The 22133-nt window shown below is 71.8% G+C and carries 24 protein-coding genes; 8 read left to right on the top strand and 16 right to left on the bottom strand.

Features of this window, described 5'->3' with window-relative positions; all coding sequences use genetic code 11:
- Positions 1-29 precede the first annotated feature (29 nt).
- Positions 30-854, top strand: coding sequence for an MOSC domain-containing protein (locus ABD743_RS29380; RefSeq protein WP_344725608.1), 825 nt, complete (start codon positions 30-32; stop codon positions 852-854).
- 72 nt (positions 855-926) lie between these two features.
- Here the strand turns inward: ABD743_RS29380 and ABD743_RS29375 are convergent, their stop codons facing one another.
- Positions 927-1718: a TIGR03084 family metal-binding protein gene (locus tag ABD743_RS29375; RefSeq protein ID WP_344725607.1), complete on the bottom strand. Its 792-nt coding sequence runs from the start codon at positions 1716-1718 to the stop codon at positions 927-929.
- Between the two features lie 230 nt (positions 1719-1948).
- Here ABD743_RS29375 and ABD743_RS29370 point away from each other — a divergent pair, with 230 nt between their 5' ends.
- Positions 1949-2803 carry a metallophosphoesterase gene (locus ABD743_RS29370; protein WP_344725606.1) on the top strand — a complete coding sequence of 285 codons (855 nt, stop codon included), beginning with the start codon at positions 1949-1951 and terminating at the stop codon, positions 2801-2803.
- Between the two features lie 8 nt (positions 2804-2811).
- On the opposite strand, the gene ABD743_RS29365 is transcribed toward ABD743_RS29370, so the two are convergent.
- The 8 genes from ABD743_RS29365 to ABD743_RS29330 form a co-directional block, all read right to left on the bottom strand.
- Positions 2812-3441 (bottom strand): TetR/AcrR family transcriptional regulator, encoded by a 630-nt coding sequence (locus tag ABD743_RS29365; protein ID WP_344725605.1) that lies wholly within the window; start codon positions 3439-3441, stop codon positions 2812-2814.
- Between the two features lie 115 nt (positions 3442-3556).
- Positions 3557-4789: an alpha-D-ribose 1-methylphosphonate 5-triphosphate diphosphatase gene (locus ABD743_RS29360; protein ID WP_344725604.1), complete on the bottom strand. Its 1233-nt coding sequence runs from the start codon at positions 4787-4789 to the stop codon at positions 3557-3559.
- Complete coding sequence (locus tag ABD743_RS29355) at positions 4786-5529, bottom strand: ATP-binding cassette domain-containing protein (RefSeq protein WP_344725603.1); 744 nt, start codon at positions 5527-5529, stop codon at positions 4786-4788. Before ABD743_RS29355 ends, ABD743_RS29360 begins: the two co-directional genes overlap by 4 nt.
- Positions 5530-5534: 5 nt before the next feature.
- Entirely contained in the window at positions 5535-7358 is a 1824-nt protein-coding gene (locus ABD743_RS29350) for an alpha-D-ribose 1-methylphosphonate 5-phosphate C-P-lyase PhnJ (RefSeq protein ID WP_344725602.1), read from the bottom strand.
- Positions 7355-8563, bottom strand: coding sequence for a carbon-phosphorus lyase complex subunit PhnI (locus ABD743_RS29345; protein ID WP_344725601.1), 1209 nt, complete (start codon positions 8561-8563; stop codon positions 7355-7357). Before ABD743_RS29345 ends, ABD743_RS29350 begins: the two co-directional genes overlap by 4 nt.
- A 2-nt stretch (positions 8564-8565) precedes the next feature.
- The gene (phnH, locus tag ABD743_RS29340) at positions 8566-9153 is read right to left on the bottom strand and encodes a phosphonate C-P lyase system protein PhnH (protein WP_344725600.1); all 588 of its coding nucleotides are present in this window, start codon (positions 9151-9153) and stop codon (positions 8566-8568) included.
- Positions 9150-9608 (bottom strand): phosphonate C-P lyase system protein PhnG, encoded by a 459-nt coding sequence (locus ABD743_RS29335; RefSeq protein WP_344725599.1) that lies wholly within the window; start codon positions 9606-9608, stop codon positions 9150-9152. The genes phnH and ABD743_RS29335 overlap by 4 nt, the downstream gene beginning before the upstream one ends.
- Positions 9605-10357, bottom strand: coding sequence for a GntR family transcriptional regulator (locus ABD743_RS29330; RefSeq protein WP_344725598.1), 753 nt, complete (start codon positions 10355-10357; stop codon positions 9605-9607). The genes ABD743_RS29335 and ABD743_RS29330 overlap by 4 nt, the downstream gene beginning before the upstream one ends.
- Positions 10358-10633: 276 nt before the next feature.
- Between ABD743_RS29330 and ABD743_RS29325 the strand changes: the two genes are divergently transcribed.
- The 4 genes from ABD743_RS29325 to ABD743_RS29310 are packed head-to-tail and all read left to right on the top strand — an operon-like array spanning position 10634 to position 14756.
- A complete protein-coding gene (locus tag ABD743_RS29325; protein WP_344725597.1) occupies positions 10634-11596 on the top strand; it encodes a phosphate/phosphite/phosphonate ABC transporter substrate-binding protein in 963 nt (320 codons plus the stop codon).
- On the top strand, positions 11593-12417 hold the full coding sequence (gene phnC, locus ABD743_RS29320) for a phosphonate ABC transporter ATP-binding protein (RefSeq protein ID WP_344725596.1): 825 nt from the start codon (positions 11593-11595) through the stop codon (positions 12415-12417). The genes ABD743_RS29325 and phnC overlap by 4 nt, the downstream gene beginning before the upstream one ends.
- Positions 12417-14192, top strand: a complete 1776-nt coding sequence (gene phnE, locus ABD743_RS29315; RefSeq protein ID WP_344725595.1) for a phosphonate ABC transporter, permease protein PhnE — start codon at positions 12417-12419, stop codon at positions 14190-14192. The genes phnC and phnE overlap by 1 nt, the downstream gene beginning before the upstream one ends.
- 30 nt (positions 14193-14222) lie before the next feature.
- A complete protein-coding gene (locus ABD743_RS29310; protein ID WP_344725594.1) occupies positions 14223-14756 on the top strand; it encodes an HD domain-containing protein in 534 nt (177 codons plus the stop codon).
- Positions 14757-14764: 8 nt separating this feature from the next.
- Here the strand turns inward: ABD743_RS29310 and ABD743_RS29305 are convergent, their stop codons facing one another.
- A complete protein-coding gene (locus ABD743_RS29305; protein WP_344725593.1) occupies positions 14765-15082 on the bottom strand; it encodes a hypothetical protein in 318 nt (105 codons plus the stop codon).
- 133 nt (positions 15083-15215) lie between these two features.
- Here ABD743_RS29305 and ABD743_RS29300 point away from each other — a divergent pair, with 133 nt between their 5' ends.
- A complete protein-coding gene (locus ABD743_RS29300) occupies positions 15216-16397 on the top strand; it encodes an acyl-CoA dehydrogenase family protein (RefSeq protein ID WP_344725592.1) in 1182 nt (393 codons plus the stop codon).
- A 9-nt stretch (positions 16398-16406) separates the two neighbouring features.
- Here the strand turns inward: ABD743_RS29300 and ABD743_RS29295 are convergent, their stop codons facing one another.
- The 5 genes from ABD743_RS29295 to ABD743_RS29275 form a co-directional block, all read right to left on the bottom strand.
- Complete coding sequence (locus ABD743_RS29295) at positions 16407-17177, bottom strand: crotonase/enoyl-CoA hydratase family protein (protein ID WP_344725591.1); 771 nt, start codon at positions 17175-17177, stop codon at positions 16407-16409.
- The gene (locus ABD743_RS29290; RefSeq protein WP_344725590.1) at positions 17174-17335 is read right to left on the bottom strand and encodes an AMP-binding enzyme; all 162 of its coding nucleotides are present in this window, start codon (positions 17333-17335) and stop codon (positions 17174-17176) included. The genes ABD743_RS29295 and ABD743_RS29290 overlap by 4 nt, the downstream gene beginning before the upstream one ends.
- 441 nt (positions 17336-17776) lie before the next feature.
- Positions 17777-18049, bottom strand: coding sequence for a helix-turn-helix domain-containing protein (locus ABD743_RS29285; RefSeq protein ID WP_344725589.1), 273 nt, complete (start codon positions 18047-18049; stop codon positions 17777-17779).
- Complete coding sequence (locus tag ABD743_RS29280) at positions 18046-18390, bottom strand: hypothetical protein (protein WP_344725588.1); 345 nt, start codon at positions 18388-18390, stop codon at positions 18046-18048. The genes ABD743_RS29285 and ABD743_RS29280 overlap by 4 nt, the downstream gene beginning before the upstream one ends.
- A 42-nt stretch (positions 18391-18432) precedes the next feature.
- Positions 18433-18669 (bottom strand): MerR family transcriptional regulator, encoded by a 237-nt coding sequence (locus ABD743_RS29275; protein WP_344725587.1) that lies wholly within the window; start codon positions 18667-18669, stop codon positions 18433-18435.
- Positions 18670-19744: 1075 nt separating this feature from the next.
- Here ABD743_RS29275 and ABD743_RS29270 point away from each other — a divergent pair.
- A complete protein-coding gene (locus ABD743_RS29270; RefSeq protein WP_344725586.1) occupies positions 19745-20248 on the top strand; it encodes a hypothetical protein in 504 nt (167 codons plus the stop codon).
- A 94-nt stretch (positions 20249-20342) separates the two neighbouring features.
- Here the strand turns inward: ABD743_RS29270 and ABD743_RS29265 are convergent, their stop codons facing one another.
- Positions 20343-21605: an AMP-binding protein gene (locus ABD743_RS29265; RefSeq protein WP_344725585.1), complete on the bottom strand. Its 1263-nt coding sequence runs from the start codon at positions 21603-21605 to the stop codon at positions 20343-20345.
- Positions 21606-22133: the final 528 nt, after the last annotated feature.

The raw sequence follows: 22133 nt of genomic DNA, 5'->3' as shown, positions 1-22133 counted from the left end.
CTCCGCTGCCCGCTGGTAGCGTCGATCACGTGGCCAAGGTCGCATCCTTGATGCATTACCCGATCAAGGGCTGTGCCGGCACCGTGCTCAGCAATGCCGCCGTGACCGTCGCCGGGCTCGCCCACGACCGATCGTTCATGGTCGTCGACGACGACCATGTCTTCCGAAACCAGCAGAGCGCCCCTCTCCTAGCCGTGATCCGACCGGAGATCGGCGACGACGGCGAGGTTCTCACGCTCCACGCACCGGGCCTACCCGCGCTGTCCATCGAGGTCCAGCGCGAGGGCGATCGCACGGACGTCGGCCTCTACGGCATCCCCTACACGGGGATCGACCAGGGCGAGCCTGCGGCCGCATGGCTGACCGAGGTGCTCGGCTCCCGGAGCAGGCTCGTCCGGGTGCCCCCCGATCACGTCCGCACGACCGACGGCGAGACGCCCGGACGGGCGGGCTACGCGGACTGTGCCGTGCTGCTCGTCAGCATGCCGTCGCTCGACCTGCTGCACACGCGGCTCGTCGAGCAGGGCGGGGAGGCGCTGCCGATGGACCGCTTCCGGCCCAACATCGTCGTCGACGGGTGGGGCGAGCCGCACATCGAGGACCGGCTGCGCCGCGTCACGATCGGGAGCACGCGGTTCGGCTACGCGAAGCTCGCCATCCGCTGCTCCGTCACGATGGTCGACCAGGAGACGGGCACCCCTGCCGGTCCCGAACCGATGCGCACGCTCGCCTCCTACCGGCGCTCGCCGGAGGGCGGGGTGACCTTCGGAACGAAGCTGGCCGTGCTGAAGGCAGGCGACGTAAAGGTAGGCGACGAACTACAGGTAGAACACTGGGCCGCGGAGACGACCTAGATCACGGCACACATGTTGTGGCCACGGTGCACATGTTCGGCGGTGTGCACCGTGGCCACACGATGTGCGCGGTCAAGGTCGAAAGGCCCCGGGTGCTCGGCCGGGGCCTGGTTCTCCCGCGAAGGCTTGCGCTATCGAGATCCATTCCGTTGCGACCGGTCCTACTACCTCCAGGCCGGTGTCGGCTACGTTGCGGCGCTGGGTGACGACCAGGCAGAAGTCCAGTGCATCGCCGCTCACGCGGTCGGCCGCGTCGGCATCACCCCAGGTCCAGACGTCCCCGGACGGTCCGACGAGCTCCACCCGCACGGGGACGGACGGGGCGGCGCGGCCGTGGAGGGCGAAGCTGAAACCGGCGGTGCGCACGCCCAGATGGGCCACGTGCCGCAGCCGGTCGGTGGGCTCCCGACGGACGCCCAGCGCGTCGGCGATGTCCTGGCCGTGGGCCCAGGTCTCCAACAGCCGCGCCGTGACCGACGTCGCCGCGCTCATGTCCGGGCCGAACCAGGGCAGCCGGGCCGAGGGGTCGAGTGTCCGGAACGTGTCGATGAACTCCTGCCGGGCCCGCCAGAACCACGACCGCACCTCGGCGGCGCCCATGTGGGAGTGCTCGGCCGCCACCCGGTCGGAATGGTCGGTGCCGGCCTCCGCCTCCGCGATGCGCCGGAACCCGGCGGGATCCACCGCGGCCTGCAGGGCCGCCTCGTCGAAGAAGGCGAGGTGGGTGAGCTGGTCGCGGATGTCCCAGCCAAGGGACGGGGTGGGGGTGCTGATCGAGTCGTCGTCGAGACGGGCCACCAGCGCGCCCACCGCGTCGGTCTCGGCCTGCAGGTCATCCAGCAGCGCCGCCATCGACACGGCCATCGTCAACGTTCCTCCACCTTCTCGACGATAACCGCGAGCCTTGCGTCGGCGCCTACGGTCTCTCCCACATCCACGAGCACCTCAGCGACGACTCCCTCCGCCGGGGACGTCGCCCGGATGCGCCATCTTCATCGCCTCGACCGCACCTGCCGACGGGGCACGCGGCGGATGCCGTGAGTTCACCCGGAATCGCTTGCTGCGCTCGCCCCGCCGACCGAGGATCTCCGGTCGTGACCCCCGAGCACACCCTGATCCAGCTCACCGACCTGCATCTCGTCGCCGAGCCCGGGGAGCTGCGCCACGGCGTCGACACGGCCGACGCACTGGCACGCGCCCTCGCCTCGGTGGAGGAGTCAGGGGTGCGGCCCGCTGCTCTGCTGTTCACCGGCGACCTGGCCGACGCAGGCGAGCCCGGTGCGTACGAGCGGCTTCGCGAGATCGTCGAACCGGTCGCCAGGCGTCTCGGCGCTCCCGCGCTCTTCGCCATGGGGAACCACGACGACCGCGCCGCGTTGCGCCGGCACCTCCTGGGCGTACGCCTGCGCGGCGAACCGGGCGACACCGCCCCACTCGACCACGTCACGTGGGTCGGCGGCCTGCGGATCGTCGTGCTCGACAGCACCGTGCCCGGACACGTCCACGGCGAGCTCTCCCCGGCCCAGCTCGCCTGGCTGGAGGCCGAGCTGGCCGAGCCGGCACCTTCCGGCACGGTCCTCGCGCTGCACCATCCGCCGCTGCCGACGTCCTCCCGGCTCTCCGCGGGCATCCAACTGCGGAACCGGTCGACGTTCGGCGCGATCCTCACCGGCACCGACGTGCGCGTCGTACTCGCCGGGCACACCCATGTGGTGAGCGCCGGCGCGGTGGCCGGGATCCCGGTCTGGATCGGCGGAGCAACCTCCTACATCAGCGATGCCCTCGTCCCGGCGGGCGGGGAGCGCACGCTCAACGCCCCGTCGGTGAGCCGGATCGACCTCTTCGCCGACGCCGTGGTGACCGGGGCCGTGCCCGTGGGCGCGGAGCACGGGACCGCGCTGTCCGCAGGGCAGGTGACGCAGCGGATCGCCGAGTTCGGCGTGGCCTGAAGCTGCGATCAGCCCGCCGGACGGCTGTACACGCCGTGCCACTGCGAGACGGCGAGCTCGCGGGCGATCAGCATGTCGCGGGCAGGGTCACCGGCGGCGACGTGGCGGGAGATGACCGCCGCGCCGCCGACGGCCAGCGTCCAGCCCGCGAGGGCCGGGTCGACGTCGGGGGCGAGGCGTCCTGCCTTCTGTTCTTCCGTCAGGCGCGCCACTGCGCGCTCGGCGAACCGGCCGATCTCCTCGGTCCAGTACTCGCGGACCTCCGAGTCGTAGCCGGCGGTCTCGGTGATCGCCGCCAGCACCGCCCCGTGGTCGCGGTAGTAGCGGATCATGCGCTCGTACAGCGCGGTGAGCCCGTCGGGTCCGCCGCCCGGACCGGTCGGACGCCAGTCCTCGCCGAGGCCGAACAGCTCGTCCTTCAGCGAACCGGCGAGCCGGACCAGCAGCTCGGTCTTGTCCCGGAAGTGCAGATAGAACGTGGAGCGGGCGATCCCCGCCTCGGCGGCGATGCGCTGCACCCCCAGCTCGGTGAACGGCACACCCTCCACGAGCAATCGCTCGGTCGCGGCCAGCACCTGGGCGACCGCCGCCGCACGGCGGTCGGGGCCCTGGGGCCGGGGGCGGGTGATCGAGGGCATCGCCGGATCCTATGGCGCCCGGCCCGTGTGCCGGCGTGCACATCACGGCGCCGCCGTGCACACGTCAGGACGTGTGCACGGCGGCCATCGGGTAGGTGTGGTCAGCAGACCGTCGTCAGAAGGTCTCCTCCGCGCGCAGCACCGACCGGACCACGGGCCACGGGTCACCCGGTTGCATCAGGACGAGGTCGGCGCGCAGCCCGGGGGCGAGCCTGCCGCGGTCGGTGAGCCCCGCGGCCTCCGCCGCACCCCCGGTGATCAGCCCGATCGCCGCAGGCAACGACGTCACACCGCGTGTTGCGAGCAGGAACGCGGCGGCGGTGAGCCCGGACGGGAGGTAGTCCGACGCCAGCGCGGTCAGCAGCCCGCGGGCCGCGAGGTCGCTGCCGGAGACGTTGCCCGCGTGCGACCCGCCACGCAGGACGTTGGGCGCTCCGGCGATCACCGGCAGCCCCCGCTCGCGTGCTGCCTCGGCCGCCTCCAGGGTGGTCGGGAACTCGGCGACCGAGCCGCCCCTGGCCACCAGCTCGTCGATCTCCACCGCGCTCGCGGGGTCGTGGCCGAGCAGCCGGATCGCGCCGGACCGGGCCAGCCCGCCCAGCCACTCGAGGGCCTCCTCCCGAACCGTGAGCCGGCCCTCGCGCTCGACGATCAGCTGGTCGACGTGGTCCTTGGCCTCGCCGTCGCTCAGGCCCCGGGTGCCCGCCACGTACCGCTCGTAGTGGCGCCGGTCGGCGTACTGACCCTGCCCCGGCGTGTGGTCCTCGTGGGACACCAGCGGGGGTACGTCGCCCGGGTCCGTCGTGTCGAACCGCTCCCGAAGGGCGGCGATGCCCTCCGGGGAGCGGACGTCCAGGCGGTGCAGCAGTCGATGATCGACGGGTGCGGGCCCGCGCGCCGCAACGGTGGCGCACAGCTCGCTGGTCCGCTCGACCGAGCGCATCGTGGACGGGGAGGTGCCCTCCTCGAACGACGCGCCGTGGAAGACCGTGGTGACACCAGCTGCGCGCAGCTTGCCCTCGAAGGACAGGATCGCGAACTCCCACGGCAGGCGCGCCGACGGTCGGGGCAGGATCTCCCGCTCCAGGCCGTCGGAGTGCACGTCCACCACGCCCGGCACGCACAGCAGCCCCGCACCGTCCACATCGGCCGCCGACCCGGCCGGCTGCGGCGCCACCTCGGCGATCCGCCCGTCGCGGACGGCGATCCACGCGTCGTCGACGATCCGGTCGGGCAGCACCGCCCGGACGTGGCCCAGCACGTAGTCGTCAGGCGGTAGCCCGAGCGTCCAGCGCGCCGCCGTGCCGCTCGCCTGCTCGGTCAGCACCGATGATTCGTTCTCGCTCACGCCGCGCTCCCCAGCAGCTCCGTCGGGGCGCCGTGCCGCTGCACCCGTCCCGACCCGAGTTCGACGACGCGGTCGGCGAGCCGCCGCATCGCGTCGGCGTCGTGGAAGACCGCCAGCACCGCCACACCCTGCGCGGTCAGGGACGCCACCAGGTCGAGCGCCCGCTCCCGGTTCCGCGGATCCAGCGCCGAGACCGGCTCGTCGAGCAGCAGCAGCCGGGGCGGCCGCACGGTGCCGGCGGCAAGGTTGATCCGCTGCCGCTCACCGCCCGACAGCACCCCGCAGTCGACGTCCCACAGCGCCTCCTCGATCCCGAGAGCGCGCAACGCGGTGGCCGCCGCACCGACCGCCTCGGTGCGGTCGAGCCCTCTCCTGCGCGCGGCGGCCGCGACGACCTCGAGCGGACCGGTCCGCGGGGGTGCAGTCAGGAACTGGGCGACATACCCGAGCTCCCGGCCACGCAGGCGGGCCATGGCGCGGTCGGGCAGCGTCGTCAGCTCGATGTCGCCGAGCCGCACGCTGCCTGCGTCGGGCAGGTAGCTGCGGTACACGCACCGCAGCACGCTCGACTTCCCCGCACCGCTCGGACCGGCCAGCGCCACGTGTTCGCCGGCGGCCACGTCCAGGTCCACGCCGTCGAGGGACACGACGGTGCGCCCGTCGACGGTGTGCAGGGTGAAGGTCTTGTGCAGGTCACGGACGCGCAGGACCGGTTCCTGCGCCGGGCCGTCCGTACTCACGTCGGTCACCTCCGTGCCGCGGCCACGAGCCGCTGGGTGTAGGAGTGGTGGGGGTCGGAGAACAGCTGGTCGGTGAGGCCGTGCTCGACCACCCGGCCGAGCTGCATCACCACCGCCCGGTCGGTGAGCGCCTCGATCACCGCGAAGTCGTGGCTCACCACCACCGCAGCGACGTCCCGCTCGGCGAGCAGTCCGCGCAGCAGGTCCAGCACACCGGCGGCGACGGAGGCATCCAGCCCTGTGGTCGGCTCGTCGAGCAGCAGCACCGACGGGTCGGTCGCGAGCGCCTTCGCGATCTGGACGCGCTGGCGCATACCGCCGGAGAACGTGCGCACCGGGTCGTCCATGCGGGAGAGCGGGACCTCCACGCGATCCAGCAGCTCCGCGGCGCGCCGGCGGATCGCGTGGTAGCTGCGCCACCCCGCGGCCGTCAGGCGCTCGGCGATGTTTCCGCCCGCCGAGACACTGAGCGCGAGCCCGGCCGACGGGTCCTGCTGGACGTAGCCGAGCACGTCGATACGCAGCCTGCGGCGCGCCGCCGCGTCCAACGCCAGAAGCTCGGTGGCGCCGCCGTCGAGAGCGGCCAGCCGGACACTTCCCGTGGTGGCCTCCTCCTCCCCGACGACACAACGCAACACCGTTGACTTACCGGAGCCGGACTCGCCGATCAGCCCGACCGCCTCGCCGGGAGCCACGTCGAACCCGACGTCCCACGCGGCGACGATCGCACCGGTGCCGGGGCTGACCGCGGTGCCGTGCTCCGGGCCCGTACCCGCGATGGCCGCGGCGCCGCCCGGGCCGTGCACCTTGCCCAGACCGGCCACGCGCAGCGTCCACTCCTCACCCGCGGCCGCAAGGCGCGGGGCGCTCGTCGCCGGTGCGGTACCCACCACAGCGGGCACACCCGACCGCACCCGTCGCGCCGGATCGGGCAACAGGCCCAGCGGCGCCACCGCAGCGTGGGCAGCGAGGTCGGCGTCGCCCGCGGCCACCCGCCCGCACCACTCCGTGTCGCTGCAGATCGTGCGCCCGCCACCGCCCTCGACGAGGAACGTGTCGGCCGAGCCGCACAGCGCGCACCGCTGCTGCGGGCCGCCCTCCACCTCGAACGGCACGTCGTCGAACGTCAACGGCTCGACGTCGGTGCCGGGCGGCACGGCGTAGATCCGCTTCTCCCGCCCGGCGCCGAACAGGCTCAGGTGCGGCGCCTGGTGCAGCCGCGGGACGTCCCAGCGCGGGATCGGCGTGGTCGCCATGACATAGCGGCCACCGACCAGCACCGGGTAGCCGGTGGACTTGGTGATCACACCGTTGCGCACCAGGTCTTCATAGAGGCTCACCCAGATCGCCGCGTAGTCGCCCTCGGCGTGCATCCGGTCGCACTCGGCGGTGGAGCGTTCCACCCCACGCAGCGGTTCCGGCACCGGCACCTGCAGCACGAGCACGTGCTCGTCGGTCAGGGGTTGCTCGGGAATGCGGTGCCGGGACTGCACGATGCTCGCCTCACGGCTGTCCGTCGTCTCCTCGCAGCCCTCGGTGGCGGCGATCATCCGGCGCAGGTTGGTGGCATTGACCCCGGCGTCGTCGCCCTGGTCGATCACCTTGACGGTGTCGTCTGCGCCGATCACGGCCAGGGTGACCTGCAGACCGCCCGACCCCCACCCGCGTGCCACCGGCATCTCCCGCGACCCGAAGGGCACCTGATGGCCCGGCACGCACACCGCGGTCAGTGCGGCTCGGCGGATCTCCCGCCGCGCGCCCTCGTCGAGCAGTCCCTGCCCCTCCTCGCTCGAGTCGATCTCGGCGAGCAGGTCCACGACGGCGGTCATTCGCAGTCCTTCCCGATCGGGTCCGTCGCGCGCGGCCGCTCCCCGGTCCCGCGCACGGCGAGCTTCCGATCGACCATCGAGCGGAAGGTGACGTAGTGCGGCAGCTTGAGGTGCTCGAGGAAACCACCGGAGTCGAGCCCGTCGACGGTGAGCAGGAGCAGCTGCTCCAGCGGCGTGTCACGGCCGAAGCGGCGGCACGCGATGTCGAGGTTCGCCATGGCGATGGCCTTGCGCTCGTTGTGCCCGAAGCACAGGCCGTAGCCGAGGTCGAAGCGGCCGCGGTCCTCGTCGGCCCCGTCGAGGTCCTCGATCGCCTCGGTCTCGGTGGCCCGGAAGTGCCCGACGGTCACCGGCGCGCCGGTGTGCGGGTGCTTCACCCGCAGCGGCAGCCTGCCGTGGCGGACCTCGCCGAGCGTGACCTCGTGGACGTTCCCGTCCGGGCCGAGGATCGAGCGGTACCAGAGTCCGACGAGAGCGCCGGTCTCCGCGCGGGCCATGCTCGCGAGCACCGCCGAGCGCGGTGCCGGCGGGCGGGCCGGGCGGCGGGTCACGTCGAAGGGCTCGGGACGGGGAGCCGTGGGGTCGGCAGGCCGGTGGTCGACCAGCAGATCCATCTCGCGCAGCAACTCCGAGAACCGCCGCGGCCTGCGCTCGTCCGGCCGCCCGCCGTTCCGCGAGTCGCTCGTTCCCGGCCCACGGGTCGCCCCGTCGGCGTCCGCGAGTCCCCCGTTACCGTTCTGCGAGTCGCCCGTTTCGAACCCGTGAGTCGCCCCGTTGCCGTTCCCGTTCGTCGCCGCGGGCGGCCCGTCGAGACGCTCGAGCAACCGCCCCGTGTAGTCCGACGTGCGACCGAGCAGCTGCGGGCCCTCGGGCGTGCGGTGAGCCGGGACGATCCGGCGCAGCACCACCATCTCGTCGGGGTTCACCGGCTCGCTGCGCGCCAGCCGGGGCAGCGCCGAGCGATGGGCGCGCACGAGGTGCGCGGCCTCCAGCGTGTCGCCCTCGGCCTGCCGGAATGCATGGGCGGCTGTCTGCTCGTCGTAGAGCCCGGCCTCCCCCATCACACGGTCCACGGCCAGCCGGAACCGTGCCGTGATCTGGCCGGTCTCGGCCCACGGCGCCGGCGCGTGGTCGCGCGAGCGGCGCACCAGGTCCTCCGCGGCCAGAATGGCCTCCAGGCCGCCGCGGGCTCCTGAGTACCCCATGGTCAGCTCCCTTCGTTCGTACGCGTGCTGCGCGGCAGGCCGACGCAAGCGCCGTCGGCGTCCACGAACAGCAGGTCGGCACCCGCGGGGTAGGCCACCGCTGCGCGGACGTCGAGCCAGCCCACGGGCAGCCCGGTGGGGGCGATCACGGCACCGGACGCTGCTCCGGGGCCCTCCAGTCGCACGACCGGGCCCCCGGTCAGGGCGGGCACGGCGAGCGCGACCAGCGCGGCCTCTTCCGGATCGGCCGGGGTCCCCACCCGGACGGCACGCAGCTCGTCCATGGTGACCGGCCGCAGTGCCGCCACGAGCCGAGCGTCCCCGAGGTCGGCACCGGGCGCCGACGTGGCGGTCATGACGGCCCGGAGCCACTGGTCGCTGTCGGCGCTCGTGGCGTCGAGCACGCACACGGGTGTGTCGAGGTCGGCGAGGGCGAGGAGCGGTGCCATCGCGGCCGGCACCCCGGCAGGCGCCGGCAGGTGTGTCGTCGTCCCCGGCCGGGCCAGGGCGTCGAGCACCGCGCGGAAGATGCGTTGAGCGTCCCGATTCCCTGGCCGGACCAGGACGGGTGCCGCCTCGGTGCTGGTCATGCGAGCTCCTCGAACGCGACGACGGTGGGGGCGAGCACGGCCCATTCCGCGGCCTCGGCAGCGGCCTCACGCGCAGCGACACGGCGGCACAGCGCGGCCACCTCGCCCGCCATCGGCCTGTCGGCCTCCGCCTCGGCGTCGCACACGGCCGCCGCGAGCACAGCCACCCGGTCATCGCCGAGGCGCATCGCCCATCCCCGTGTCCCGGCCAGCTCGACCTCCGCACGGCAGGCGAGCACGTCGCCCAACAGGAACCGTTCGTGGCCCACCGGCTCCAGCACCTCGGTCGCCACGCAGCCGACCTCAGGTGGGACGAGCACTGTCAGCTGGGCGCCGTCGGCGAGGCAGCCGTCGGCCAGCGCAACGAGCTCGGCGGTCCCGGCCAGCGCCAGCAGCCCCGCCCGTTCCTCCCGTCGGCCCGCTCGATGCCCGGTCGTTCGCTCCGATGTGGTCATTCCGCTCCTCTTCGTCCTTCCCCGAGCTCCACCACCACGCGGAGCGCATCCGCGCGCATCCATGAACTGCTGCACATCACCGGGCTCCCCGCATCGCCGTCCCGGCTGAGGCTCTCGACCAGCCAGACCGGTGCCGTCGACTCCATCTGCAGGCCCGCGACCACGTCCGGCGGTGGCACGTCGAGACTCACCCGGCTCCACGAGCGCACCGGACAGACCCGTCCGACCTGGCGCAGCACGAGGTCGACGGACTCCGCTGCGTGCAGCGCCGCGCCCAGCTCGGGCACGATCGCGAACGGGATCCATTCGTGCGTCGCGGCGGCGAGCAGATCGTCGATGTAGGACTGGCGGCGCAGCCGGTGCGCCGGCGTACCCGGCGGCAGGTCGAGCAGCGCCGCAGGCTCCGGCGGCAGCGGCACCACATCGACCGCTCGCACCACGGTGCGGGGCTGGGCGCCCGCCGCGGACACCGTTTCGTGCCATGACGGTCGCCGGTCGTGGGAGATGACGTAGTCGATGCGCCGGTTGACGAAGGTGCCGGCGCCCTGGATGCGGCGCACCAGCAGGCGGCGCTCCAGCTCCTGGAGCGCCGCGCGGGCCGCCGCCCGCCCGACGCCGAACCTCAGGGTGATGTCGTGCTCCCCGGCGACGCGCGCCCCCGGTGGTAGCCCGATCAGCTCACTCGCGAGTTGCTCGGCGATGTCCAGGTACCGCCTGCCCCGGGTGGTGACGGTGGTGGCCGCGTCCATGGGCCCAACGCTGCCCCTCGGACTTGTCCGGACAACTCCACGAACGCGAACGCCAGGCGGTCCGCCGGTGAACCCCATGAGCGCTTGTCGCGGCCGAGACGGGCAATTGGGATCAACGCCGACTTGATCGGGCATCGGAGGGGAACCGTTGCCCTGCGTTCAGCCTCTCGCAACCCGGGGGACCGCACCCCAGCATCGCCGGCTCGGACCCTCGGCCCTGATGTCGGACGGCCGGATGGTCCGACGCTTCCTACTGACAGGGAGACACCACCTCACATGAAACGCACTCTCCGCCGCGTGCTCCCCGCCGTGGCCGCAGCTGTGCTGTTCGCCGCTCTCGCCGCGTGCGGCGAGAGCGCCTCCACCGCCGGCCAGGGTGGAGGCGGGGGCGCGGACCCGGACACCCTGGTGTTCGCCGCGGTCCCCAGCGAGCAGACGACCACTCTCCAGCAGAACTACCAGCCTGTACTCGACATGCTCAGCAAGGTGACGGGCAAGAAGGTCGAGTTCCGCCAGGCCACCAACTACGCCGCGGTGATCGAGGCCCAGCTGTCCGGGCAGGTCCAGATCGCCGCCTACGGCCCGCTCTCGTACGTGATCGCCAAGTCGAAGGATGCCGGGATCACGGCCGTCGGCGCTCAGATCACCGCAAAGGGCGCTGCGCCCGGGTACAAGTCCTACGCCATCACGAAGGCGGGCTCCCCGATCAAGTCGCTGAAGGACTTCGCGGGGAAGAACATCTGCTTCGTCGACCCCGACTCGACCTCCGGGTACCTGTACCCGTCCGCCGAACTGCTCGAGAACGGAATCGACCCCGCCACGGGCGTGCACCCGATCTTCGCGGGCGGTCACGACGCCTCCGTGCTCGAGGTGGCCTCGGGCCGCTGCGACGCCGGGTTCGCCGAGGACTCGATGGTCGACACGACGCTGATCCAGTCCGGCCAGCTGAAGCCCGGGCAGATCACCACGCTGCTGAAGTCCGAGGAGATCCCCGGCTCGCCGGTCGCGATCAGCACGACGCTCTCGCCCGAGCTCCAGAAGACCCTCACCGACGCCTTCCAGAACAAGGCCAACGTCGACTACCTGCAAGCCAACGGTTTCTGCCCGCCCGGGGCGAAGGGGGCCTGCACGATCGGCGACGGCGGTGGATGGGGCTTCGCCCCGGTGGACGACTCGTTCTACAACACGATCCGCCAGGTCTGCGACGTCACCAAGAACAAGAGCTGTACGCAGGCATGACCGGCGACAGAAGGAACGGGACGGCGAGACACACCGGCGAACCGCCGGTAGTGGAGTTCGCCGGCGTCAGCAAGCGCTTCGGCCCCGACGTCCTCGGACTCGACGACGTCAGCCTGACGGTGCACGCGGGTGAGGTGGTCGCCCTGGTCGGCCTGTCCGGCTCGGGGAAGTCCACCCTGCTGCGGCACGTCGACGGCCTGCACCTGCCGACGGCAGGCAGGGTCCAGGTACTCGGCGTCGACGTCGGCAAGGTGCGCGGGAGCGCCCTGCGGTCGCTGCGGCGCCGGATCGGCTTCGTCTTCCAGCAGTTCGAGCTGGTGGGGAGCCGGACGGTGCTGGAGAACGTGTGCACCGGCGCGCTCGGCCGGCTCCGCGGTCCTCGCCTCGGCCTGCCGACCTACCCCAAGTCGGTGCGCCGGGAAGGACTGGAGCACCTCGACCGGGTGGGGCTCGCCGACCGGGCGTTCCAGCGGGCGGACACCCTGTCCGGCGGGCAGCAGCAACGGGTCGCCGTGGCTCGCGCGCTGATGCAGCGGCCCGAGGTGCTCCTGGCCGACGAGCCGGTGGCCTCCCTCGACCCCGAGTCGTCGGAACAGGTCATGGCCCTGCTGAAGACGATCAGCCGGGAGAACTCGCTCACAGTGCTGTGCAGCCTTCATCAGGTGGACCTGGCGCTCGGCTGGGGCGACCGGATCGTCGGGCTGCGCGGCGGGCGCACGGTGCTCGATCTGCCCACCGCCGGGCTGGACCGTGAGCAGGTGATGGCGGTGTACTCGCGCGTCGGTGCTGCCGCGAGTGCCCTGTTGACGACCGCACGCTGATGTCGGTCCCCTCCCCACTGCGGGAGACCCCGGTGCCGGCTGCTCGTCCGCCGGCGCCGGGGCGGCTCACGACGCGCCCGTCGGCCGGGACGGTTGTAGCCGTGCTCGTGCTGCTCGTGCTCCTGGCCGCCTCGCTGTGGTCGGTGGCCGAACTGCGGATCAACGTCGCGACGTTCGTCGACGGCGCCCACCAGGCCGTGGCGTTCACCCGGCGGACACTGCCGCTGGACTTCCCGCCGGTGCTGGAGATCCTCCGGCTCTGCGGGGAGACCCTCGGCATCGTCATCCTGGCCACGCTGCTCTCGACGATCCTGTCGGTGCCGTTGGCCCTGCTCGCCGCCGCGAACACGACGCCGAACAACCCGAGCCGGCTCGGTGCCCGCGGCCTGATCGTCGTCGCTCGCGCGGTCCCCGACGTCGTGCTGGCGATCGCCTTCGTCCGGATCTTCGGCATCGGCGCGCTCACCGGTGTGCTGGCGATGGGCCTGCACTCCATCGGGATGATCGGCAAGATGTACGCCGACGCGATCGAGCACGTCGACGCCGGACCACCCACGGCACTGCGCGCCACCGGCGCCACGCGGCTGCAGCAGATCGCGGGCGGGGTACTTCCCGCGGTGCTGCCGGCGTTCGTCGCGGTCGGGCTGCATCGGCTCGACATCAACCTGCGTGTCTCTGTCGTACTCGGCTTCGTGGGTGTGCAGGGCATCGGCTTCGCCATCGCGGAGTCGATGGCGGTGCTCGACTTCCAGCGCGGTATCGCATTGTCGCTGGTCGTGCTCCTGCTGTGCGTCGTCGTCGAGCTGATCTCCGGGTCCATCCGCACCGCCCTGCTCGGCCGTGCCGCGGCCGGGCCTTCGCGAGGTATCGCGGCCGGCATCACCCGGCTCGCCGGCCGCCGCTCCGCGTCCGGGAAGGTCTGGGACGAGCGCCTCGACCTCGACGCCGATCTCGTCCGGGATCCGCGCCTGCGCTCCGCGGCCGCGCTCGTCTCGGGCCGGACCACCCCGCCGTGGACCACCCGGCGGATCGCCTCTGCCGCCTACACGGCGATCACGGTCGCGGTGATCGTCCTGTCCTTCGTCGGGTCGGGCATCTCGCCTGTGGAGTTCTTCGAGTCACTCCCCGAGACGATCCACAGCATCGGACTGTTCTTCCCGCCCCAGACCGGCGGCCTCTTCGGAACGCTCTTCGAGCAGTTGCTCGTGACCGTGCAGATCGCGCTCGCGGCGACGCTGTTCGGCGTGGTGCTGTCCCTCCCGATCGGGGCGCTCGCGGCGCGCAACGTCGCGCCCACACCGGGCGTCGCGAATGCGTTCCGGCTGGTCATCCTGCTCATCCGCGGTATACCGGAGCTGATCCTCGGCATCGTGTTCGTGGTGATCACCGGGCTCGGTGAGGTGGCGGGCGCGGTGGCACTCGGGATCGGCGCGGTGGGTTTCCTCGGCAAGCTGGTGGCGGATTCGCTGGAGGAGGTGGACGCGGGGCCGGAGCACGCCCTGCAGGCCACCGGCGGGTCACGGTGGCAGGTCTTCTTCGCCGCGACGCTCCCCGCGGGCTCCCGTGCACTCGTGGCGCACGTGCTCTATCTGCTCGACACGAACATCCGCTCGGCGACGCTGCTCGGCATCGTCGGTGCGGGTGGGATCGGCTTCTATCTGCTCAGCGCCTCGCAGGTGCTGCAGTTCGGTGTCGTCACGACCATTCTGATCATGATCTTCGTGACGGTGATGCTCGTCGAGCTGCTGGCGCTCTGGCTGCGCGGGCGGTTCTGAACAACCTGACGTGAGGAGACGACGTCTGCCATGAAGATCCGCGAGACCGTCCGCGACACCATGCGCGGTGACCTGCTGGCGATGGCCGAGCTGCCCTACGGCGGTGAGGACGTGGACCAGCTCGCCCACGCGCTCCAGGCGGGCACCCTCGCCGTCGCGGCGGGGAGCCGGCCCGCGCTGGTGGCCGCCGCGTTGCTGCACGACGTCGGCAGGGTGCCGCGCGTGATGGCTGCGTTCCCGGAGACCCCGCACGAGGAGGCCGGCGCGGCGTACGTCAGCGACCTGGTCGGCGCCGAGGCGGGCTGGCTGGTGGGGTCACACGTGCTGGCCAAGCGTGCGCTCGTGGCCACCGACCCGGACTACTTCGCGCTGCTGTCGCCCGCCTCGGTGCGGAGCCTCGCCCGGCAGGGCGGCGCCGCGGACGTGGAGGAGGTGGAGCATTTCCTGCGCCACCCCCTCGCGGCCGATGCGATGCAGTTGCGGCGGTGGGACGACCAGGCCAAGGATCCGCAGGCCCGGCCGCTCCCGATGGACGAACTCCTGGACGCCGCCCTCGGCGGCTGAGCAGGGACCTACGGGCGGACCCGCACCACGACCTCGGTGTCGGTGACGCGCTCGACTCCCACGGTGAAGCCCTCGGCCTGCGTCTCCCCGCCCACCGGCGCCGTGATCCGCTGGCCGGCGACCTCCAGTTCGGCCGTGCCTGCGTTCACACCGACGAGCTTGGCCTCGATGCCCAGCACGGACACTGCGGCGGCGCCGTCGCGGGGGAAGGTGATGGTGCAGCCGTCGAGGCCGCAGTCGGTGTTCGAACCCGCGCCCCCGCATCCGGCGACGAGGACGAGCGTGGTGAGTGCGGAGAGGACGAGCGCTGCGGGGCGACGGGTCATGATCGCCATGGTACGTGCCTGCTAGTCCGTTTTGTCCGGGTACCGTTGCCACCCGGCGAGATCCGTCACCTGTCCGCGAAGCGGCCTATGCAGTAGGCAGGGACTCATCCGCACGCCCGACCCTGGGGGAACGATGAGCGAAGAGCCCGCTGCCGAGCGGCGCGCCGAGTTCGTGGCCGTCGCCGACCGGCTGGCCGGGCGCTTCGCCGAGCGAGCGGCAGCCCACGACGTGGAGGCCAGCTTCCCGCACGACAACTATGCCGACCTCGCCGACGCCGGGCTCCTGCGGCTGACCGTCCCCGAGGAACTCGGCGGACTCGGCGCGGGGCTCGGCGACGTCGTTGCGGTGCTCGAACGGCTCGCGACGGGCGACGGGGCCACCGCGCTCGCCGTCACGATGCACATCTCCCCGCTGGGCCAGTGGGCCGCCGTCTGGCGGCGCACCGGGAACGCGCGGCTGGCCCACCTGCTGCGGCAGGCAGCGGAAGGCTCGCTGGTGTGGGCGGCCGTGACCGGCGAGCCGGGCATCCGCAACGACATGACCGACGCCCGCACAGCAGCCGAGAAGGTCGACGGCGGGTTCGTCCTCACCGGCCGCAAGATCTTCGCGACGAACACGGCGGTCGCCACGCACTTCTCCACCACCGCCCGCCACGAGGACGCCGACGGCGGACCGCGGCTGCTGCTCTGCCAGGTGGCGAAGGACCAGCCGGGCGTGCGGGTCCACCCCACCTGGAACGCGATGGGGATGCGTGCCACCCGCAGCGACGACCTCGAGCTCGACGGTGTCTTCGTGCCCGACGAGCAGGTGGTGCACTCGCTGCCGGTCGGCCACCTGGACGCGCGGGTGCTCGAAACCGTCTGGTCGTGGGCGATGCCGTCGTTCGGAGCGGTCTACACGGGGATCGCCGCGGGAGCGCTGGACTGGACCGTCCAGCGCGTCCTGCGTTCCGGACGCGCGCAGGACGCCGTGGTGCAGGACGTGATCGGCGGGTGCCGGATCCTCCTCGAGACCTCGCGGGCGATGCTGGCGAGTCACGTCGACGAGGTGGAGAACGGCCGCCTCCTCGACCGGGGAGTACAGGGCGGGCTGGCCTGGTGCGCCACGGTCAAGTACGTGGCCGCCACCAATGCGGTCGAGGTGCTGCAGCGGCTCGTCGACGTCGTGGGCGGGCCCGCCTACACCAGGAACCAGCCGTTCGAGCGCATGTGGCGCGACGTCCAGGCAGGTCCGATCATGCCGATGGGCAACCTCGCCGCCCGCCGCCTGATCGGCGCCGACACGCTCGGCGTCGCCGTCGCGCCGGTCAGCTGACCAGCGGAGTCACGAGCCGGCGAACGACCCGTGCCTGCCCGCGCCGCCCGCGAACCGCGCCGCGCCGGCGGTCGCGTCGGCCGCCAGCGACACCTGGCCGTGCGCGAACTCCGCGTCCAGCGCGTCGGCTTCGGAGAGAGCTTCCTGCTCGAGCGCGGAGAGCCGGTCGCGGCGCATGCAGGTCTGCGGGAACGCCGCCAGCTGCGTGGCGAGCTCGTGGGCGGCGTCGAGGGCCTCCCCCGCCGGTACCACCCGGTTGGCCAGGCCGATCGCCAGCGCCTCCGCGGCGTCGACCGGCCGCCCGGTGAGGATCATGTCCATCGCCCGGCTCGTGCCGATCAGGCGCGGCAACCGCACGGTGCCACCGTCGATCAGCGGGACGCCCCAACGCCGGCAGAAGACGCCGAACACGGCGCTCTCGTCGGCCACCCGCAGGTCGCACCACAGCGCCAGCTCCAGCCCACCGGCCACGGCGTACCCCGACACCGCGGCGATCACCGGTTTCGACAGCCGCATGCGGGTCGGCCCCATCGGACCGTCGCCCTGGGGGTCGACGCGGTTGCCGCGCTCGGTACCGACCGCGGTCAGGTCGGCGCCCGCGCAGAAGACGCCGCCCTCGCCGTGCAGTACCGCGACCGCGGCCCCCTCATCGGTGTCGAACGCGCGGAACGCGTCGGCCAGCTCCGCGGCGGTGGCCCCGTCGACGGCGTTGCGGCGCTCGGGGCGATGCAGGAAAACCGTGGTGACCGGTCCGTCGCGCTCCACGCGGACGGCGGTCACGACCGGCCCCACAGCGGGTCGCGCAGCGCCCGGCGCAACACCTTGCCCACCGGCGACAGCGGGAGCGCATCGACCACGTGTACCTCCTTCGGGACCTTGTACCCGGCCAACCGGGCGCGGACCGCGCCCTGCAGCTCCTCGGCGGCCGGCGGCCGCACGCCCCGCGTGATCCTCGGCCGTGTCGCCCTCAAAGACTTGAGCTGGGGCCACCGTGGTGGACTCCTTGCTCTGGATTAGTGCGTGCTCAGTGCCGACAGATCGCAGGGCCCCGATTTTGGGCATACTTCACCCCCAGGTAGAACCAGAGTCAGATCTTGATCTAGGGCTGTTGGCCGAAGATCGTTCTCAGTCCTACCAACGATGGGTGGATATGCAGGATTCGGGTGGAGCAGCTACCCCCATCCGTTGTGGGGAGTGGGCCGACTGACCCTCACCTGGCCATCAGAACTGATCATAGCGTGTCACATGAATGTAGTTCGAGTCCATTTCGTCGGCGAAGTCACGAAACAAGAGACAAATCTGCGACGAACGGTGCGGTGAACGGTGGATAGCTCCACTACCCCATCACGGAGCGATTACGGGGTAGCGCAGCTACCTATTCAGAACAAAGGGAGCTGGTCAGCGTCCCGGGGCGGGGGCAGGAACCGCCGCTTGTTCGGGCGCGGAGCGAGAAGGTCGCCACCCTCCGTGGTGAGGGTGCGGACCCGCTCGATCTCCTCCTCGGCGATGAGCCAGCGGCCACCGTGCATCACCGCCGCGACCTTGCCGGAGCGGATCAGCTCCTTGAGTCGGGCAGGCTCACCGCCCAGTTCCTCGGCCGCGGTGGCCACGTCCACGAGCACGAGGTCGTCGAACTCGATCCTGCTGGTCATGCTGCTCCTTCGGCGGCCTGCTCAGCGCGCCGCCGGGTTCGGATGTGGCGGATCACCGACGCCACGCTCTCGATCTCCTCCGGAGTGAGGCGAGGGGCGTAGGTCAGAACCGCGTGGCAGTAGTCGCCCCAGGGCGTGGGCCGCTGGGCGCGTAGTTCAGAGGGGGCGAGATCCGGGGCCTGCACCAGGCACTTGGTCTCGTAGTCGGTGGGCGGCTTGGACTGGCCGCGCTCGATGTCGTCGATCCTGTCCGGCGTTAGCGCCGCGATGGCGGCGAGCTGGTGGATTTCGAGACGCTGACCCTCACGGTGTCCGCGCAGCCGGTCGGGGCTGAAGGGCATGAGACCAGGGTGATCGCCCTGGCATCGCATGCCGTCTCAGACTTATCTGCCCCTTCGAACGGGGCGAGGCGCCTGCTCCCGGCCGGCGGCGTCCCGGAACTTCTCCGCCATGACCCGCAGCTGCTCCTTGACCTGGTCGATGTCCCAGCGAGCGTGCTGCCCCTGTGCGACGAGGACGGGGCTGATCCAGCCCTCGCGCCGGTACCGCTGGACGGTCCTGACGGACAGCCCCAACTCCTTCGTCAACTCGCCAGTCGTGACGGGTCGCCCTGACGCCATGCGTCCACCGTATGTGCTGGTAAGCCACAGTGTTCCGCCTCTGGCGCGAGCTGCCACCAACGGCCACGAATAGATACCTGTGCCGCCGGCTCCGAGGGGGAACCGGCGGTACAGAAAGGTTCCGGGGATCGGTGCGATCCTCGGAGCCTTCATTCGTTACAGAGCGTCGTGGCATTCAGTCAAATGGCGGAACCTCGGTAATAGGTCGTAACGGACTGGTCGCCCGAGGCGAAAAGTCGGTGCCCCAGCACCCCGCCGTCCCGTCGCTCCGCTCCCCCCAGCAGCGACGACCGGCGCACCCCAAAACGGAGTCCGTGTGAAACGACCGTCCCGCCTCATCCTCGTCATCGCATCTCTGACGGTGGTCGGGCTCCTTGTCGGAGGCACCGCCTACGCGATGTCCAGCCGCCGCTCAGACACCTTCGAGGCGTGCGTTAACAACCGGACCGGCGCCATTCGGATGCTGCTCGAAGACACCCGCGACGGCTGCTACACACGGCGCGGGCCGTGGCAGGAGACTCCGATCTCGTGGAGTCGGAACGGCGGCCCCGCCGGACCTGCCGGGCCCGCCGGCCCTCGCGGACCTCGCGGGCCTGGAGGCTCGGGCGGGAACGGCGACGGGGACCCGCTCGGGAGCCTCGACGACCTGGCCGGCCTGTCATGCAACACCGACAGCGACGACGAAGGTGTTGTTGAGATCCGGATCAGCCCGCCCAACCAGGGCTCGGGGATCCAGATGATCTGCAAGACCGACGGGACCGTCGATTCGCCGCCTCCGCCGAGGACGACCACTCTGCCGACGCCGACACCTCCTCCGACGAGGCCGACTACTTCGCCGACGACGACGACTCGGCCGCCTCTCTTCCCGACGACGACTCAGTCAACGCCGACGACGACTCACTCAACACCGACGACGACTCAGCCACCGGCGGCGTCTCAGCCACCCTCGACGGTGCCGGGCGATGGGACGCCGCCGAGGGGTGGGTCGACGGGGGTTGCGTGAGTTGTCGCCGCCGCTGGCCGTGATCGCGGGGGTGCCCCACGTGGGGCGCACCGGAGGGGAGACAGGATCAACATGAAGCGTCCGTTCCTATTGCCGGGCCTGCTGATGGCTGCGGTGCTGGCCCTGGCCGGCTGCACGAGTGAGGTGGCCGGCAGCGCGTCACCTGCGCCTGCGCCGATGGCGTCGGTGGCGGCTCCGACGAAGATCACGTCGAGTGCGGAGGCCGACCGCAAGGTGTGCGTCGACCTCGACGCTCGTGGCGGAGCGCTCTACTCGGTGTTCGTGGTGCCGATGATGGCCGGTGCGGTCGGGAAGAAGTCGATCAACGTCGACATCCAGCAGATGGTCCGGGCCGTGGACACGCTGACCAAGATGGACGAGGACGAGATCGACAAGGCCAGTGCCAGCGTGAAGGACCAGGGGCAGCGGCTGCTGGCTGCGGCCGAGGCGTTCCAGGCCTACAACAACGCCGAGGGGACGGCCCTGCTGACGGCGATGGTCGGCACTGCCGGCGCGTGCCAGATCGCGGGCTTCAAGCCCTCGTGGTTCGACGCGAACAAGCTGGCGGGCAAGTGATTCGAAAGACTCTTGGCTGGCTCGGCGGCGTACTCACGGTCGCCGGGTTCGCCATGGGGAACTACCTGGCTGGAGCTTCCCCCCTTTCCGCAGGTCAGAGCACAGGACACAAAGGCATGACCTCGCCCGTGATGATCATGTCGCTCGTGCGGTCGACCAGGGTGAGGTAACCGCGCTCGTCGACCCGGGCGAGGTCACGTGTGCGTACCCACCCGTCGGTCGTGATCGTCTCGGCGGTCAGCTCGGGCGCCGCGTAGTAGCCCGCCATCGCGAACGGGGCGCGCAGTTGCAGCTCGCCCACCTCGGCCACGCCCAGCGGCGTGCCGTTCTCGTCGGCCACCCGCACCTCGGCGTCGACGGACGGGTGTCCGCAGCTGCCCCACAGCCCCCGGTCGGCGTGGTCGCCCTTGTCGAGCACGGTGATCGCGAGCGGCGCCTCGGTCTGGCCGTAGTACTGCACGAACCGCGGCCCCCACAGGTCGAGCACCTGCTCCAGCAGCGGGCCGGGCATCGGGCTCGCCCCGTAGAAAGCGGTGCGGAGGTGGGAGACGTCGGAACGTTCGGCTGCGCCCGACGCGACGAGCATGCCCAGCATCGTCGGCACCAGGTTGATCTCGGTGGCGCGGTGTGCGGAAACCGCGTCGAGGTAGGTGGCGGGGTCGAACCCGGGCAGCACGGCGGAGACGCCGCCGCGTACCCAGTACGGCAGCACGAAGGTGCCGCTCGCGTGGATCAGCGAGGCCGCGTGCAGCATCACCGAGTCGGGCCCTGGAGAGACGAGGTTGGCAAGGACGTTCGCCGCGATCGCGGCCCAGCTCGCCTGGGTGTGCACCACGGCCTTCAGAGCACCTGAGGTACCCGAGGTGTAGGCCACGACGACAGGGTCGCCCGGCTGCGCGGGGAGCATCGGGTCGCGCCCCGACGCGGCTGACATCTCCGCGACCAGGTCGGGGGCGTCGACCACATCGGTGGGGCCCAGGCACGCCGGTCGCAGCCCGTCGAGCCGCGCCACCAGCTCGCTCGCCCGCTCCGCGAGCGCGGCGGTGTGCACCAGCAGCCGCACACCGGTGGCCTCGATCATTCTGGCCTGCTCGTCCAGGGAGAGCCGCGGGTTGAGCGGGACGCGTGCCGCGCCCGCCTTGAGGCACGCGAAGTCGATCGGGACGGACCACAGCCCGTTGTCGACCAGCAGCCCGACCCGCGCACCCCGCTCCACCCCGAGCCCGGCGAGCACGTGGGCCAACCGGTTCGCCGCGCCGTCGACCTCGGCGAAGGTCATCGACTCCGCTCCGGCGACCACGGCTGTGCGCCCACCGTGCCGGGCAGCACCCCGGCGTACCAGTTCCACGGCCAGCATCAGCATCTCCCCCTGATCGCGCCCGAACCTACCTGCCCCGGCAAGGCGCGGAGGGGATCGCGGAAAGGTCGGGACAGAGCCCCATCCGGGTGAATGTGAGAATCCCGGAGACCCGGTCGAAACGCCTCCTGCGACGCCGTGGGCCGATCACGCCGGTGCAACGGACCGCGTTCCCATCGGGACGCGCCGAGCGGCAGCGGCGTCCGGCCGACAATCATCAGATGGGCAAAAACCCAGGTCACATGCCAGATCGGGCCCGTCCGGTGTGCCGTGACCGATCGACTGCCCGACGCGCGGCAACCAGCCGTCGGCCGAACGCAGACGCCCTTGCCTCGGTCGGCGGCCATAACCGTGACGTGACAACCGGCCGGATTCCAAGAATGAGCCGGTTAACAGTTCTCCGGCCTCCTGCGAGCCCTGAGAGAACCGCTCGGCGCCAATCCCCCCGGGAGTCGAGCGGCCAGTCACGGTCCCGCTGGACTTCACGGTCCAGCGGGACCGTGGCGCCCTTTCACAGCCCGGCCAGGT

The organism is Pseudonocardia yunnanensis, assembly GCF_039534065.1.
GTDB lineage: Bacteria > Actinomycetota > Actinomycetes > Mycobacteriales > Pseudonocardiaceae > Pseudonocardia > Pseudonocardia yunnanensis.
The sequence above is the reverse complement of the archived record's forward strand: the minus strand, read 5'-3'. Positions and strand labels throughout refer to the sequence as shown.